The sequence below is a fragment of the Xanthomonas sp. NCPPB 1826 genome (assembly GCF_056725285.1).
Genome location: NZ_CM161521.1, coordinates 1041228 through 1056719, shown reverse-complemented (window position 1 = coordinate 1056719; position 15492 = coordinate 1041228). Strand labels below are relative to the sequence as shown.

Sequence of the window (15492 nt, the reverse complement as noted above, 5' to 3'; positions counted from 1 at the left end):
TTGTCCGGTTACACCAGAGTCCGCTTGCCGATTCCGCACCCTCTCCGACCAACGGTCGGATCGGGCGGTCTGATTCGACCGTCTGATCCGATCGTCGTAGCGCCGAACCGGATCAGCCGGTGTTCTGCACGCCTTGCGAGACGCCGTTGACGCAGGCGACCAGCGCGCGCAACAGCTCGTCGTCTTCGCCATCGGTGGCACGCCAGCGTTGCAGCAGGTCCACCTGCAGCACGCTGATCGGGTCGATGTAGGGGTTACGCAGGCGGATCGACAAGGCCAGCCGCGGGTCGTGCTGCAGCAGCGACTGCTGGCCGGTCAATGCCTTCACCCAGCCTTTGGTCAGCGCCAGCTCGGCGCCGATGCCCGGGAAGAACCGCTCGTGCAGTTCGCCCGACAGCCGCGAGAACAGCTCGGCGATGGTGAGGTCGCCCTTGGACAGCACCATCGCCACGTCGTCGAGAAAGGTGCGGAAGAACGGCCAGTCCTGCGCCATCTCGCGCAAGGTGTCTTCGTGCCCGGCATCCACCGCCGCCTGCAGGCCGCTGCCCACGCCGTACCAGCCCGGGATCACCGCACGCGCCTGGCTCCACGCGAACACCCACGGAATCGCGCGCAGGTTGGACAAGGCCGCGTCCTGGCCGAGCCGGCGCGACGGGCGCGAGCCCAGCGTCATGCGTTCGATCACGTCGATCGGCGTGGCGCGGCGGAAGTACTGCATGAAATCCGGCGCGCCAACGAACGCGCGATACGCCACGGTGCTTTGTTCGGCGACCAGGTCCATCACCGGCCGCCAGCGATCCTCGCGCGGCTCGGGCGCACGCGGACGCAGGCTGGACAGCAGCACCGCGCCGGTCATCTGTTCCAGCGAGCGCAGCGCCAGGGCACGGATGCCGTACTTGCGATGGATCACCTCGCCCTGCTCGGTCACGCGCAGCCGGCCATCGACACTGCCGCGCGGCGCGGCATCCAGCGCGCGGCTGGTCTTGCCGCCGCCACGTGCGATCGAGCCACCGCGGCCGTGGAAGAAGGTCAGCCGCACGCCCAGCTCGGCGGCGGCTTCGAGCAGTTCCACCTGCGCGCGCTGCAGCCCCCAGCGCGAGGCGGTGATGCCGCCGTCCTTGCCGCTGTCCGAATACCCGAGCATCACCATCTGCGTATCGCCGCGCGCGGCCAGGTGCTGGCGGTAGACAGGGTCGGCCAGCAGATCCTGCACGGTGCCGGTGCCGCCGCGCAGATCGTCCACGGTTTCGAACAGCGGCACGATATCCAGCGGCACTGCGCCGGCGTCGTCGACCAGGCCGCCACGGCGCGCCAGCGCCAGCACGGTGAGCACGTCGGCGCGGTTGTGCGCCATCGAGATGATGTAGCTGCCCAGCGCATCGGCGCCGTGGCGGCTGCGCGCATCGGCAAGCGCGGCAAACACCGCATCCAGCCGCGCATTGCCTTCGTCATCCACGCGCGGCAATGCCTGCTCTCCGGCTGCATACGGACCGAGCAATGCAGCGCGCTGCCTGGCATCCTGTTCGTCCCAATCCGCCTGGCCGAGTGCGTCGGCCACTGCACGTGCATGCACGCTCGATTCCTGGCGCACATCCAGCCGCGCCAGGTGGAAACCGAAGGTGCGCACACGCCACAACAGGCGGCGCACCGCGAACCAACCGGCGTGCAGGCCCTTGTTGGCCTGCAGGCTGTCCAGGATCAATTGCAGGTCGTGTTCCAGCTCGGACGGGCTGGTGTAGGCACCCGCGGCATCGTCCAGCGTGGCCTGCAGGCGCGCGCGCATCAGATCGTTGAGCAGCCGGTACGGCATGTCGCCGTGGCGCGGACGCGAGCGTGCGGCGTCCTCCGGCAACAGCGCGCGGTAGCGCTGCAGTTGCTCGCTCAACGCCGGGCTCACCGCCACCAGCGTGGTCGACTGGCTGAGCAGGCTGGCCAGTTGCCAGAGTTCCTTCTGATAACGGTCCAGCACCGCACGCCGTTGCGCATCCAGCGTGCCGGCGATGGTGACGGCATCCACGTTGGGGTTGCCGTCCATGTCGCCGCCGACCCAGGTGCCGAAGCGCAGCAGCCGCGGCAGGGTCGGCACGCTGCCGTAGGTTTCTTCGATGGCGTGTTCGAGGGTTTCGTACATCACCGGGACCACGCGATACAGCACCTGGGTGAGATAGAAGCCCACATGCTCGCGCTCGTCCTCCACGGTGGGGCGCACCGGCGAGGAGTCGGCGGTCTGCCAGGACGCGGTCAAGGCCATGCGGAAGCGCGCCGCGTCGGTGGCGCGCTCGTTGGGCGTGCGCATGCCGTCCAGGTTGTCGACCAGGCTGGCGACCATCAGCTGCTCTTTTTCCAGCAGCGCGCGGCGCACCGCCTCGGTGGGATGCGCGGTGAACACCGGCTCCACGTCGATCCGCGGCAACCACTCGCTGAGTTCGTCCAGCGTCACGCCCTGCGCCTTGAGCCGGCGCAAGGCATCGTGCAACCCGTCCGGCTGCGGCGTGTCGGTGCCGCTGCGCTGGTATTCGCGGCGGCGGCGGATGCGGTGCACGCGCTCGGCGATGTTGACCACCTGGAAATAGGTGCTGAAGGCGCGCACCAGCGACTCGGCCTCGCGCGGCTCGCGCCCGGCCAGCTGCTCGCTCAGCGTCGACGGCGGGGCATCGCTCTCGCGGCGCGCAATCGCCGTGGTGCGGACGCGTTCGATCTCATCGAGGAATTCCGCAGAGACCTGCTCGGCGAGCAGGTCACCGACCAGTGCACCGAGCCGACGCACATCGTCGCGCAAGGCAAGATCGGGGGTAGCGAACACAAGACTGCTGCGGTACTCGTTCATCGGAAACGCACACCCTCTCAAGCGCAAAGTCGTCGAAGACTAACCCAAAAGGATTAGATGATCGCGACCGGCACGACGGTTTCAACACCAACCATCGTGTGCTGGCGCACGTGGCGATGAATCTCGTAGGAGCGCGCTGGCGCGCGATGGGGCTTTCCCGGTCATGCCCCATCGCGGGCCAGCCCGCTGCTACGCGATGTGGCTGTCCTGGTCATGCTGCGTCGCGCCCGGGTGCGCTCCTACCGGTGATCGCGGCAATCGTGTGGACGGCGCAGCAAATCTTCCCGGGACGCGAGGCGGACGCATTCACCGTAGGAGCGCACCCGGGCGCGAAGAAGCGTCACCGGTAAAGCCGCATCGCGCGCAAGCGCGCTCCTACCGGTGCCAGCGCACCATCGATCAACGCGTGCGCGTAGCGCCGGTCTCCTTCACCGGCTCGCCGAGATTGGTCTTCAACCACTGCTCGCTCTCGGCCAGCATCTGCAGGATCGACTGCCGCGCGCGGTACGCATGCGATTCGTTGGGCAGCAACACCAGCCGCGCGTTGCCGCCCAGGCCCTTGATCGCGGCGAACATGCGCTCGCTCTGGATCGGGAAGGTGCCGGTGTTGTTGTCGTCCTGGCCGTGGATCAACAGCAGCGGATCCTTGATCTTGTCGGCGTAGTTGAACGGCGACATCGCCTGATACACCGATTGCGCCTGCCAGTAGTTGCGCTCCTCGGCCTGGAACCCGAACGGGGTGAGGGTGCGGTTGTAGGCACCGCTGCGCGCGATGCCGGCCTTGAACAGCCGCGTGTGCGCGAGCAGGTTGGCGGTCATGAAAGCGCCGTAGGAGTGCCCGCCGATGGCGATGTGCTCGCGGTCGGTGACCCCGCGCCGCACCACTTCGTCCACCGCGGCCTGCGCATCGGCGACCAGCTGCGGCACATAGGTGTCGTTGGGTTCGGCATCGCCTTCGCCGACGATCGGCATGGTCGGGTTGTTGAGCACCACATAGCCGATCGCCAGAAACGCCTGCGGCCCCCAGTAGCTGATCGCATTGAAGCGATAGGGCGAGTCGGTGACCTGGCTGGCGGTGTCGGCACTCTTGAACTCGCCCGGATAAGCCCACATCAGCAGCGGCCGCGGGCCGTCGCGCTTGGGGTCGTAACCGGGCGGCAGCAGCAGCGTGGCGGTGAGGTCCACGCCATCGGCGCGCTTGTAGCGGATCTGCTCCTTCTGCACGCCACGCAACTGCGGCAGCGGATGGGCGAAATGCGTCAACGCCCGCGGCGCAGGCGCTGCATCGCCCAGCGCCTGCACGACATAGTTGGCCGGCTCCTCGGGCGATTCACGGCTGAGCAGCAACTGCGTGCCCTGCGCATCCAGCAATGCCAGCGGTGCGGAATAGCTCGGCGCCTGCGAATGGAACAGGCGCGTGGCGCGCTTGCTCTGCAGATCGAAGCGATCCACGAACGGGCGGTCGCCTTCCGGCGAGGCGCCCTTGCCGAGCAGGAACAGGCTGTTGCCATCGGCGCCGGTCTGCAGCAGCGTGCGGCCCTTGCCGTCGGCCACGGTCGCCGGCGTGCCGGGATCGTTGTAGCGGTCCTGCGAGGAGCGGTCCCAGAGCAGTTCGGGCGCGCGCTGCGGCTGGTCCGGTGCAATGCGCCACTGCTTGGTGCGGCGGGTCTTCCACCAGCTTTCGCTGAGGATGGCCAGATCGCCGCGGCCCCACTGGATGCCTTCGATGCGGCTGCCCAGTTGCGCCAGCGTGACCGGCGCACGCGTAAATGGCGCAGCCTGCATCAGCACCGCATCACGGATCTTGCTCTCGCGTGCCGGGTCGCCGCCGTCCTGCGCCTCGGCCCAGACCAGCGTGGCCGGCGCATCGACGCGCCAGGCGATGTCGCGCACGCCGGTGGGCACGGCATCGTTGCCGGTCGGCAGGCCTTCCACCAATGGCAGCCGGGCGATCTGGTGCACCAGCTTGCCCTGCAGGTCCAGCACCTCGATACGGCGTGCGAAGTTGTCCACCGGCACCAGATACGAGAACGGCCGTTCGCTGCGTTCGCTCAGGATGTAACGGCCATCCGGCGACACCGATAGATTGAGATAGATGCCGGGCGTGGCGATCGGGCGCACCTGCCCGCTCACGCTGACGATGACCGGCTGGCCGGTGGCGTAATACTCGAACACGCGCGCATCGGCCTCGTTGCGCAGCAAGTCCTGATAGGTCGGCAGTGAACGCACGCCGGCAGCGGCACTGGTCTGCTGGATCGCCGGGCCGTCCGGCACCGCATCGCGGGTGGGCGACGCGCCCTGCCCGGCCACTTGCTGCTGCAGCAGCAGGCCGCTGCCATCGGGCAACCAGCGCAGATCGTCGTTGACGCTGGTATTCAAACCGGCCACCAGACGCCGCGCCTGCCCGGCCGCCACGTCCACCAGCCACAGCTCGTTGGCACCGCTGGCCGCGTCCTCGCGGCGGAACGCCAGGTAGCGCTGATCCGGCGACCAGCTCAACGTGGCCAGCGACAGTGGTGACGGCAGCCCGGCGATCTGCCGCTCGCTGCCGTCGGCCACCGACAGCAGCCACAGCTTATCGGCAAAGGAGAACCGGCTGCTGGCAAAGGTTTGGGGATGGATGCGCAGGCCGGCCAGCTTGAGTTCGGGCTGGGCCACCTCGGCGATGTCCGGCAACGCCGGCAACTGCACCATCGCGCCCAGGTCGCGTTTGGGCGACAGGTGCAGCAGCGGCGCGCGCGGGGCGTCCACCACTGCCTGCAGCGCCTTGGAGGGCAGTTGGTAGCCAGTGCTTGCCGCAGCGGCAGGCGGGCCAGCCGGCGCGACGCCTGCGGCCGCAGCCAGTGGTGCGCTCAGCGCCAGTACGCCTGCCAGGGCCCATCGCTGCTGCCGCCTGCCGTGCCGTGCATCGGGTGTCGCCTGCATTGTCCATCCCCAGTGTCGATCGACTCCGGACCATAGCAGCCACGTGCCCCCCGCTCCCCTGCCGTTGGTTGGGGCGCGTGCCACTTCAAGCCGGCCAATTCATGCCGGAGGGGGGTGCTGCCGATATAATCAACGCTCTCGTCGAGGGGCGCTGCGACCGGTATGGCGGACTGATCCGCCAACTGCACGAAAAGTGCGGGAAATACGGCCAGGCTCGACAAGCATTCATCGTTCAACGGCGCCCCGCATTGCAGACATTGGTCTGCTTACCGGAGCTATTGCATGAACGCTGTCACGAAAATCGCCCCACATACCGATTACAAGATCGCCGACCTCTCCCTGGCCGATTGGGGCCGCAAGGAGCTGGACATCGCCGAGCACGAGATGCCGGGCCTGATGTCGATCCGCCGCAAGCATGCGCAGACCAAGCCGCTGAAGGATGTACGCATCACCGGCTCGCTGCACATGACCATCCAGACCGCGGTGCTGATCGAAACGCTCAAGGACATCGGCGCCAACGTACGCTGGGCCTCGTGCAACATCTTCTCCACCCAGGACCACGCGGCCGCCGCGATCGCCGCCTCCGGCACGCCGGTGTTCGCCTGGAAGGGCGAGACGCTGGAAGAGTATTGGGATTGCACCCTGGACGCGCTGACCTTCACCCTGCCCGACGGCACCCAGACCGGCCCGGAACTGGTGGTGGACGACGGCGGCGACGTCACCCTGCTGATCCACAAGGGCTATGAGCTCGAAAATGGCAGCACCTGGGTCGACGAGCCGGCCTCCTCGCACGAGGAAGGCGTGATCAAGGCGCTGCTCAAGCGCGTGGCCGTCGAGCGTCCGGGTTACTGGACCCGCGTGGTCAAGGACTGGAAGGGCGTCTCCGAAGAGACCACCACCGGCGTGCACCGCCTGTACCAGATCGCCGAAGCCGGCAAGCTGCTGATCCCGGCCATCAACGTCAACGACTCGGTCACCAAGAGCAAGTTCGACAACCTGTACGGCTGCCGCGAGTCGCTGGCCGATGGCCTCAAGCGCGCGATGGACGTGATGCTGGCCGGCAAGGTCGCGGTGGTCTGCGGCTATGGCGACGTCGGCAAGGGCAGTGCCGCCTCGCTGCGTGCCTACGGTGCCCGCGTGATCGTCACCGAGATCGACCCGATCTGCGCCCTGCAGGCGTCGATGGAAGGCTTCGAGGTCAACACCATCGAATCCACCCTCGGCCGCGGCGACATCTACGTCACCACCACCGGCAACAAGGACATCATTACCGTCGAGCACCTGCAGGCGATGAAGGATCAGGCCATCGTCTGCAACATCGGCCACTTCGACAACGAGATCCAGGTCGATGCGCTGAACGCACTCAAGGGCGTGGAAAAGATCAACATCAAGCCGCAGGTCGACAAGTACGTGTTCGGCAACGGCAATGCGATCTTCCTGCTGGCCGACGGTCGCCTGGTGAACCTGGGCTGCGCCACCGGCCACCCGAGCTTCGTGATGTCCAACTCGTTCGCCAACCAGACCCTGGCGCAGATCGACCTGTGGGAAAAGCGCGACAGCTACGAGAAGAAGGTCTACATCCTGCCCAAGCACCTGGACGAAGAAGTCGCACGTCTGCATCTGGAAAAGATCGGCGTCAAGCTGACCACCCTGACCAAGGACCAGGCCGACTACCTCGGCGTGGACGTGGCCGGCCCGTACAAGCCGGATCATTACCGCTACTGATCAACCGGGCGGTTGATTGCCCGGATGTCACCGCTTGAACAGAACGGGCGCCGCAAGGCGCCCGTTTTCTTTGCAGGATGCTGGATGGCCCCGCGTGAAGCGGACCCACATGGCGACCAATCTGCGTTCGCGCCATGCGGCATCGACATCGACATCGACATCGACATGCATCGCATGCAACGCATGCAACGCCTTGAGCAATACACCATGGAATCCAGCACGCCAGACAGCGCTGCCGTCGGCGTGGCAGCTGTTGCCGTGTACGATACTCGCGCAAGGCTTGCGGCTTACCTGCGTGGCAGCAAGACTGGTCAACCACTACGTAACACCCATCGTCAAAAGGAACCAACATGGGCGGCTTCAGCATCTGGCACTGGATCATCGTTCTTTTCTTCTTCTGCAGCATCGCTGCCGTGATCAGCCTGATCGTCTGGGTCGCAAAGCGCGCGTCGCGCAAATCGACTGTGGCAACGACAGGGTCAGCAGCGCCAAAGAGCGCTCAAGCCAGACTGCTGGAGCTGGACACGCTGAGGTCGCAGCAGTTGATCACCGATGCGGAGTACCAACAGCGCCGCAGCCATATCCTCAGCGAGATCTGAGCAGCGGCTGCAACGCATGAACCATGTTTCCGCTGTCCTGGATCAACATGTCCATGTGATCTGCGACAGTGCCATGCGCCAGCGATTGCTGACGCGTGGCAGTTCGATGCGAGACCGCATCAGTCTGAGCTTCAAGAGCTCTGAAGAACTTTCCGAAATCCTCAGCCTGCTGCAGTCACTGCAGATTCCCTTTGCCGACGCACCTGCGGGTTGGCCGCCTGCGGCCGTCTTTGCGCAGCTCAGGGATCAGGGACTGGTACAAGGCGCGATCACTACCGTCGTATGGGTCGCCCCGGACATGCCCGTGCTAGGCGTCGGCTAGCACGCATCAGCGCCAGGATTGTCGGCAGCTCGCCAAGTGCAATCCACGCAATGCTGCGCTTGAGAATGTCGGCTGCTGCGCATACGGCTGCGGCTAATAACTTTCCAAATTCCGCTGACCACTATGGCGCTGCAACGCTTGCGCCCGGTCATGGCGTGCGTTGGTGATTCCTTACCGCATTCGCACTTTCAAGAGAATTTGTCATGAACAAACGCATGCTCACGTTGGCGCTCTCGGCGCTGGCATTGACGGCCGCACCCGATGTCTTTGCGCAGTCCGCATCCGGCGACGGTGCGGGTTGGTTCGTCAACGGCGGCGTCGGCCGCACCTCGCTCAAGAGCGGGCCCTACGATGGCAGCGCTACCGGCTACAACATCGCCGCCGGGTATCGCTGGAACGTGCTGTTTCCGTGGTTATCGATTGGCCTGGAAGCTGGCTATAACGATCTTGGCAATATCCAGGCGAAAAATCTGTTCAACGGTGATGCCGTCGTGGAAGACGAAAGCCAGCTGCATGGCTGGACCGTTGGCCTGAATCAACGCTTCGCACTGGGCGACAGGTGGTACGCCAGCATGCGCGGCGGGCTGTATGGCTGGAAGGGCCAGGGCCTGCGCAATGACACCGTGTCCGACCGCTCCGACCTGGACAAGCTGTCGTGGTATGCAGGCGCCGGCGTGGGCTACAACCTGGGCGAGCACTTCAGCATCGGCGCCAACTACGACCATTACAACGCCAAGAAATTCGATGTCGATCTGAGCACCGACATGGCATCGGTGAATGCCGAGTACCGGTTCTGACAGCTATCAGCATGTCGAGCTGCGGCGAGTCCGAAACAGCAGACGCAGCTCGACTCTGCAGCCGTACGTGCAACCACGTGTCACGCTCGGCGAAAGGATGCGCCGGTGGCGGCGAAGCGGCGCCACGCCGCCGCCGCCACGCCTGAGTTCAAGAGCAGCGCTGCTTTCCCTAGCACGGGAAAATCCCACGATACGAAGCGAGCCGTCTACCTGCTACGGCCGCCAGTTCGCATTGCGTTCCCAGAACGCCACGCTGCGCCGGTACGCATCGCGGTCCAGTGCCACACCGGAGCCGCCCTCGTCCACGCCCAATGCATTGCGCAGCATGGTGATGGGCGCCATCGGAATTTCTTCCGGCTCGGTGGTGTAGAGGCAACCGACCACGCCCCAGTCGGCGTCGATCGGCGCGCCCTCCTTGGCCAGCTGATCGCGGCTGTAGAGGATCGGCAGCAGATACGTCGCCACCGGTGGCTCCACACCTTCGAACCAGCGCACCAGCACCGGCAACTCCTGCGTGCTGCGTGCCTCGTAGCCGGAGCGCAGCTGGTGGCGGTTGTCGTCGGTGATCGGCGCAGTGAGGCAGCGCGTCGAGGTCCAGTTGCGGTGCACATGCAGCTGGCAGAACGGCGCATAGCCTTCGATCACGCGCACCGGCGCCTCTTCATTGAGCCGCTGGATGAACTGCTCAGGCGTGCAATCCTGGATGGCGTTGCGACGACCATCGCGGGGAAACAGACGGGTGCGGGCAAACGGTGTGAGAACGATGGACATGACGGTGGTGGGTGGCAAAGAACGCCAGGGTAGCCTGCAGCCCTGCCATGCGACCACTTACCAGATCAGATCGTCCGGCACCTTGAACTGGCTGTAATAGTCGTCGTCGCTGTCCGGCGCCGATGGCGTGCTGCTACGGCCATGATCCAGCACCACAGTGTCCGCATCGCGGCTGTAGACCTTGTCGGCGGCGGCGCGCGGAATCAGCTCGAAGCCATCGCCATGCCGCACGATCACCAGCGCCCCGCTGGCCAGCTGGCTGCGCAGCGTGGGATTGACCAGCACGCTGCGGATGACGCTGCCGTCGTTGAAGCGGTAGGCGATCTCGCCATCGCGCTTGACCTTGTTGGTCTCCACGATCTGCCGGACCTGGGCCAGCACTTCCTGCCGCCGCAGCTGCAGCTTGCGTTCTTCGGCCAGCGCGCGATCGCGCTCGGCGCGCTCGGCCTGTAGCCGCGCCGCATCCACCTTGTCGACCTCGGCCGGTGCCACGGCCGCGCCCTTGGCATGACGCTGCTTGTTCTGCTCGCGCGCGACCTTGTCCACCTGGGCCTTCTTGACCAGGCCGGCCTTGAGCAGTTGTTCTTGCAGCGGATTGCGCATGGGAGGGGAACCGGTGAATGTGCGCCCAGTTTACCGCGCCCCGCGCCACCCAGCCTGACTGCCCAAGCCCGCGCCGGCTGCAGCACCGCGCCGTGCCGCGGTACCGCGATCCACCCGCACCGCGCAAAGCGCGACCTGCATCGGGGTTTTTGCAGGTACCCGCATTGAATACGTATGCACAACAGCGATGTTGCGCCGCGATGCACGCTTAGCATCACCGCGCGCTGCACGCCGTGCGCGCGCTTTCCGGAACAGGGGCCGGAGGCCTTGATGCGGGCATCGCGCAGCATGCGTGTGCTCGCGCTTACCGACTGGAGATCCATCCGATGCGCGATACGCACACTCCATCCCCACCCGCACGGCTTCAATGCAGCTCGCGGCTGCTGCTCGCCGCGCTGGTGCTGCTGCTGACCACCGCCAATGTGCAGGCCGATGTGATCCTGCATGCCTTCAATTGGCCGTATGCCACGGTGGAAGCACGCGCCAAGCAGATTGCCGACGCCGGCTATCGCAAGGTGTTGGTCGCTCCCGCCTATCGCTCGCAAGGCAGCGCATGGTGGGCGCGCTACCAGCCGCAGGATCTGCGCGTGATCGATGGCCCGCTGGGCGACACCGCCGCGTTCTCGCGCATGGTGCAGGCGCTGGCCAACAACGGTGTGGAAACCTATGCCGATGTGGTGCTCAACCACATGGCCAACGAGGCCGCGACACGCTCGGATCTCAACTACCCCGGCAGCGCCGTGCTCGCGCAATACGCTGCAAATCCAGGCCGTTACGACACCTTACGCTTGTTCGGTACCTTGCAATCGAACTTCCTGAGCGCCAGCGATTTCGGTCCGGCCCAGTGCATCACCAACTACAACGACGCCTATCAGGTGCGCACCTATCGCATCTGCGGTGGCGGCAGCGATCCGGGCCTGCCGGACCTGGTCGGCAACGATTGGGTGGTGCAGCAGCAGCGCGCCTATCTGCAAGCGCTGAAGGGCCTGGGTGTGACCGGCTTCCGTGTCGATGCGGCCAAGCATATGAGCTTCGACCATCTCAATCGGGTCTTCGATGCGGGCATTCGCTCCGGCGTGTATGTGTTCGGCGAAGTGATCACCGGCGGCGGTAGCGGCAATGGCGATTACGACCAGTTCCTGGCGCCGTACCTGCAGTCCACGCCGCATGCGGCCTACGACTTCCCGTTGTTCAACGCGGTGCGCAATGCTTTCGCCATTGGCGCCAGCCTGCAGCAGTTGGTGGATCCCGCCTCCACCGGACAGGCGTTGCCGGGCAATCGCGCGGTGACCTTCGCCGTCACCCACGACATCCCCAACAATGCCGGCTTCCGCTACGCCATCCTCGACCCCGTCGACGAGACGCTGGCATATGCGTATCTGATCGGCCGCAACGGCGGCATGCCGATGGTCTACACCGACAACGACGAAAGCGGCGACAACCGCTGGGTCAACGCCTATCTGCGCGACGACCTGCGCCGCATGATCGGCTTCCACAACGGCGTGCAGGGCAGCGACATGCAGGTGCTGTCGTCCAGCTCCTGCCATGTGCTGTTCCGGCGCGGCAGCCTGGGCATCGTCGGCATCAACAAGTGCGGCAATCCGGTCACCACCACCGTGGCGATGAATGGCAGCGTGCTGTACTGGAATGCGGATTATGTGGATGCACTGGGCTCGGGCAGCGTGGTGCGCATTTCCAGCGGCTCCTATACCTTCACGCTGCCGGCGCGCGGTGCACGCATGTGGCGCCGCTGAGCTGTCTGGCCAGCACGAGGCGTCCGCTGCGTGGTTGAAGCCTGATCGCAAAGACACGCGCCCCCCCTGACACAGGAAAACACCGGCTCATCGCCGGTGTTCTGGATGCTGCAACACATTGGATGGTGCGACCGGCTACCAGGCGAACGGCGCGGTGACCTTGCGCGCGCCGAGCATGAACGCATCGGCCACATGCACGAACGGGGTGACATCCACCTCCGATTCGCCGGCGCGCACCAGCTGCACGAAACGCCGGTACAAGCCGTCGTACTCGCCGGCGGCTTCCACTGGCTGCGGCTGGCCATCGATACTGAGCCTGGCACCGCCCTCGCTGAGCATGAGCAGGCCATCGGTGGTGTCCACTTCGATATCCCAGCGCTGATGGCCGGTCTGCAGAAAATCCAGTTCCGCCGTTACCGGCACCCCTGCGGTATCGACAAAACCGAGCCTGGCATACAGCGGTGCCTGGCGGTTTTCCGGCGTGTGCAACTCTGCTTCGCGCAGCGCGAAGGGGCGCGGCAACAGATGCGTGGCGATGGACAGCGCATTGATGCCGGGGTCGAACACGCCCATACCGCCCGGCTCCAGGATCCAGTCCTGGCCCGGGTGCCAATGGCGAATGTCTTCCTTCCAGGTGATGTGCGCGCGCAGGATCTGCTTGTCGGCCAGCCACGCCCGCGCAGGCTCCACGGCTGCGCCGCAGCGCGAATGCCAGCTGGTGAACAGGCTGCATTGCGCACGCTGCGCCAACGCGCGCAGATCGTCGATCTCGGCCAGGGTGGCGGCCGGGGGTTTTTCCAAGAACACATGGCGACCCGCGGCCAGCGCGGCCTGTGCCTGCGCATGCCGCCCGACCGGTGGCGTGCACAGCGCCACCGCTTCAATCTGCGGATGCGCCGCGAAGGCCTCTTCCAGGCTGTGATATGCCGGCACTCCATCGACCGTGCCATGCCGGCTCACGGTGGCCACCAGCTGCACATCGGCACGCGCGGCGATGGTGGGCACGTGCTGGTCGCGGGCGATCTTGCCGATGCCGACAAGGGCAATGCGCAATGCGTCTGAATGCTTCATCGAAACCTTCGGGCTGATAGTGACGTGGCGGGACCCGCGCGATCGCCCGATTCAGGCGCACGCGCGGAGACTGCGGCAGCGGCGCGCTGCACCAGCGCACGCAACGGCGCAGTGTAAGGTCAGGCTGCGGTTCGCTGCGAGACATCGCTCCTGCTTGTTTTGCTATACCTGCGCCGCCCGATGGCCGTGCAAAGGCAGCCATCGCTACGTTGTTATGGCGGCACCACTGCTAATGTGTCAGCCGGCCTATCGCAACCAGCTGAAGACGGCGTATCTCAGGATCAGAAAGCGCACGCGGCCCGGCCAATCCTGCCGACACGTCAATTGCCGCGTGGGCGGGCATGGACCACGATCGCCGCCGGCACGCGGATCTACTGCCCCCCTTGAAGGATCACACCGATGTTGCATCACCTTTCTCTGGGCGTCCGCACGATCGAGGCGTCGGCCGCCTTCTACGACGCCGTACTTGCCGCACTCGGTTATGTGCGGGTGTGGTCCGACCTGGAGCCGGGCACGCTCGATCAGGCGGTCGGTTACGGTCGGCCTGGCGGCGATGACAGCCTGGCGTTGAAGCAGCGCCAGGCTGCGCAATGCGCGCCGGGGGCCGGCTTCCATCTGGCGTTCGCCGCCAGCGATGCGGCGGCGGTCGATGCCTTCCATCTGGCCGCGCTGCAGCACGGCGGCAGCTGCAACGGCGCGCCCGGCCTGCGGCCGGACTACGGCGACGATTACTACGCTGCGTTTGTCATCGATCCCGACGGGCACCACCTCGAAGCGGTGGTCAAAACGACGGTCTGAGCGCGGGCGCTTGTCTACAGTTGCGCGGCTGCATCTGTGCGAGGCTTGAGCACGAGACTGATCTGCAGAATGCGCTCCTGCGCCATCGGCGCACTGGCGCTGACCACTGGCAACCGGGCAGAGGCCGGCAGATCCACGTCTCCGCGCACGCGATGCCCGCGCTGCGCACCGCCATGGTGGATGCCAGCAATGCCACGCCCAGAAACTTCCGCGTCGCCACCTGTCTGACCTGAGTTCGCAGGACAGACAGGTGGCCACATGCGCTCACATCTCCAGCACGACCTTGCCCAGGTGGCTGCCCTGCTCCAGATAGCGGTGCGCTGCAGCCGCTTCGTTGAGCGGGAAGCGCTTGTCGAGCAGCACGCGCAGCTTGCCCTGCGCGATCCACGGCCACACCACGCGCTCCACTTCCGCGGCCAGGCGCGCCTTTTCGTCGGCACTGCGCGGGCGCAGCGTCGAGCCGGTGAGGATGGCCTGCTTGCGCATCAGCAGCGGGATCGGCACCTCGATGTTCGAGCCGGCCTGCGAGGCGATGTAGACGATGCGCCCGCGCGGGTTGAGCGCCTCCAGGGTATCGGCGAATACCGCAGCGCCCACCATATCCAACGACACATCCACCCCGCCGTGCGCCTTGGCCACGTCGACAAACGATTCGGTGGTGGAATCGATCGCCACATCGGCGCCCAGTTCGCGCGCCTGCGCCGCCTTGCCCGCCGAACGCGCAGTCGCCAGCACATGCGCACCGGCGGCCTTGGCCATCTGGATCGCAGTCACACCGATCCCGGACGTGGCGCCGTGCAGCAGCAGCCATTCCCCGGCCGCCAGCCGGCCATGCTCGAACAGGTTGGTGTACGCGGTAAAGATGGTTTCCGGCAGCGCCGCGGCATGCGCCAGATCCATGCCCGGCGGAATCGGCAGCACATGCCGCGCGTCGACCGCTGCGTACTGTGCGTAACCGCCACCGCCCAGCAGTGCACACACCCGATCGCCGACCTTCCAGCGACCGGCCGGCTCCACGATCTCGCCGGCGATTTCCAGCCCGAGCGTCTGCGGCGCGCCGGGCGGCGGCGGATAGTGGCCGGCACGCTGCAACAGATCGGGACGATTGATCCCGGCCGCATGCACGCGGATCAGCACCTGCCCCGGCGCGGGACGCGGGCGCGGCTGCTCGCTGGCGTACAGTGCATCCGCATCGCCCTTGCCATCGCGGATGGCGATTGCAGTCATCGTGGTATCGCTCATGCGCAGCACTCCGTAGAAAGTGCGCCCAGTGTAGAGCTGCCTGCGTCAACGCCCGGCG

13 protein-coding genes and 1 riboswitch are annotated in these 15492 nt (G+C 66.1%); of the genes, 7 read left to right on the top strand and 6 right to left on the bottom strand.

Features of this window, described 5'->3' with window-relative positions:
• Positions 1 to 112 precede the first annotated feature (112 nt).
• Entirely contained in the window at positions 113 to 2827 is a 2715-nt protein-coding gene (ppc, locus tag AC1PLA_RS04475; RefSeq protein ID WP_349780346.1) for a phosphoenolpyruvate carboxylase, read from the bottom strand.
• 399 nt (positions 2828 to 3226) lie between these two features.
• Positions 3227 to 5701, bottom strand: coding sequence for a S9 family peptidase (locus AC1PLA_RS04470; protein WP_374151358.1), 2475 nt, complete (start codon positions 5699 to 5701; stop codon positions 3227 to 3229).
• Positions 5702 to 5889: 188 nt separating this feature from the next.
• A riboswitch (S-adenosyl-L-homocysteine riboswitch) is annotated at positions 5890 to 6003 on the top strand.
• A gap of 31 nt (positions 6004 to 6034) precedes the next feature.
• Here AC1PLA_RS04470 and ahcY point away from each other — a divergent pair.
• From ahcY to AC1PLA_RS04445, 5 genes are all read left to right on the top strand, one after another.
• On the top strand, positions 6035 to 7477 hold the full coding sequence (ahcY, locus tag AC1PLA_RS04465; RefSeq protein ID WP_016902210.1) for an adenosylhomocysteinase: 1443 nt from the start codon (positions 6035 to 6037) through the stop codon (positions 7475 to 7477).
• Positions 7478 to 7501: 24 nt separating this feature from the next.
• Positions 7502 to 7894: a hypothetical protein gene (locus AC1PLA_RS04460; protein WP_481105674.1), complete on the top strand. Its 393-nt coding sequence runs from the start codon at positions 7502 to 7504 to the stop codon at positions 7892 to 7894.
• Positions 7891 to 8076 carry a hypothetical protein gene (locus tag AC1PLA_RS04455; protein ID WP_481105673.1) on the top strand — a complete coding sequence of 62 codons (186 nt, stop codon included), beginning with the start codon at positions 7891 to 7893 and terminating at the stop codon, positions 8074 to 8076. The genes AC1PLA_RS04460 and AC1PLA_RS04455 overlap by 4 nt, the downstream gene beginning before the upstream one ends.
• 16 nt (positions 8077 to 8092) lie before the next feature.
• Positions 8093 to 8398: a hypothetical protein gene (locus AC1PLA_RS04450; RefSeq protein ID WP_481105672.1), complete on the top strand. Its 306-nt coding sequence runs from the start codon at positions 8093 to 8095 to the stop codon at positions 8396 to 8398.
• 203 nt (positions 8399 to 8601) lie between these two features.
• Positions 8602 to 9195, top strand: a complete 594-nt coding sequence (locus AC1PLA_RS04445) for a porin family protein (RefSeq protein WP_039530662.1) — start codon at positions 8602 to 8604, stop codon at positions 9193 to 9195.
• A 213-nt stretch (positions 9196 to 9408) separates the two neighbouring features.
• Here AC1PLA_RS04445 and AC1PLA_RS04440 read toward each other — a convergent pair whose 3' ends face one another.
• Positions 9409 to 9966, bottom strand: coding sequence for a DUF3228 family protein (locus AC1PLA_RS04440; RefSeq protein ID WP_024938322.1), 558 nt, complete (start codon positions 9964 to 9966; stop codon positions 9409 to 9411).
• Positions 9967 to 10023: 57 nt separating this feature from the next.
• Positions 10024 to 10569 (bottom strand): DUF2058 domain-containing protein, encoded by a 546-nt coding sequence (locus tag AC1PLA_RS04435; RefSeq protein WP_481105671.1) that lies wholly within the window; start codon positions 10567 to 10569, stop codon positions 10024 to 10026.
• A 383-nt stretch (positions 10570 to 10952) separates the two neighbouring features.
• On the opposite strand from AC1PLA_RS04435, the gene AC1PLA_RS04430 reads away from it, so the two are divergent.
• Positions 10953 to 12323, top strand: a complete 1371-nt coding sequence (locus tag AC1PLA_RS04430) for an alpha-amylase family protein (RefSeq protein ID WP_481106160.1) — start codon at positions 10953 to 10955, stop codon at positions 12321 to 12323.
• A gap of 135 nt (positions 12324 to 12458) precedes the next feature.
• Here AC1PLA_RS04430 and AC1PLA_RS04425 read toward each other — a convergent pair whose 3' ends face one another.
• The gene (locus tag AC1PLA_RS04425) at positions 12459 to 13394 is read right to left on the bottom strand and encodes a Gfo/Idh/MocA family protein (protein WP_481105670.1); all 936 of its coding nucleotides are present in this window, start codon (positions 13392 to 13394) and stop codon (positions 12459 to 12461) included.
• A gap of 399 nt (positions 13395 to 13793) precedes the next feature.
• Here AC1PLA_RS04425 and AC1PLA_RS04420 point away from each other — a divergent pair, with 399 nt between their 5' ends.
• Entirely contained in the window at positions 13794 to 14192 is a 399-nt protein-coding gene (locus tag AC1PLA_RS04420) for a VOC family protein (protein ID WP_104627036.1), read from the top strand.
• A gap of 264 nt (positions 14193 to 14456) precedes the next feature.
• On the opposite strand, the gene AC1PLA_RS04415 is transcribed toward AC1PLA_RS04420, so the two are convergent.
• Positions 14457 to 15434, bottom strand: coding sequence for an NAD(P)H-quinone oxidoreductase (locus AC1PLA_RS04415; protein WP_481105669.1), 978 nt, complete (start codon positions 15432 to 15434; stop codon positions 14457 to 14459).
• Positions 15435 to 15492: the final 58 nt, after the last annotated feature.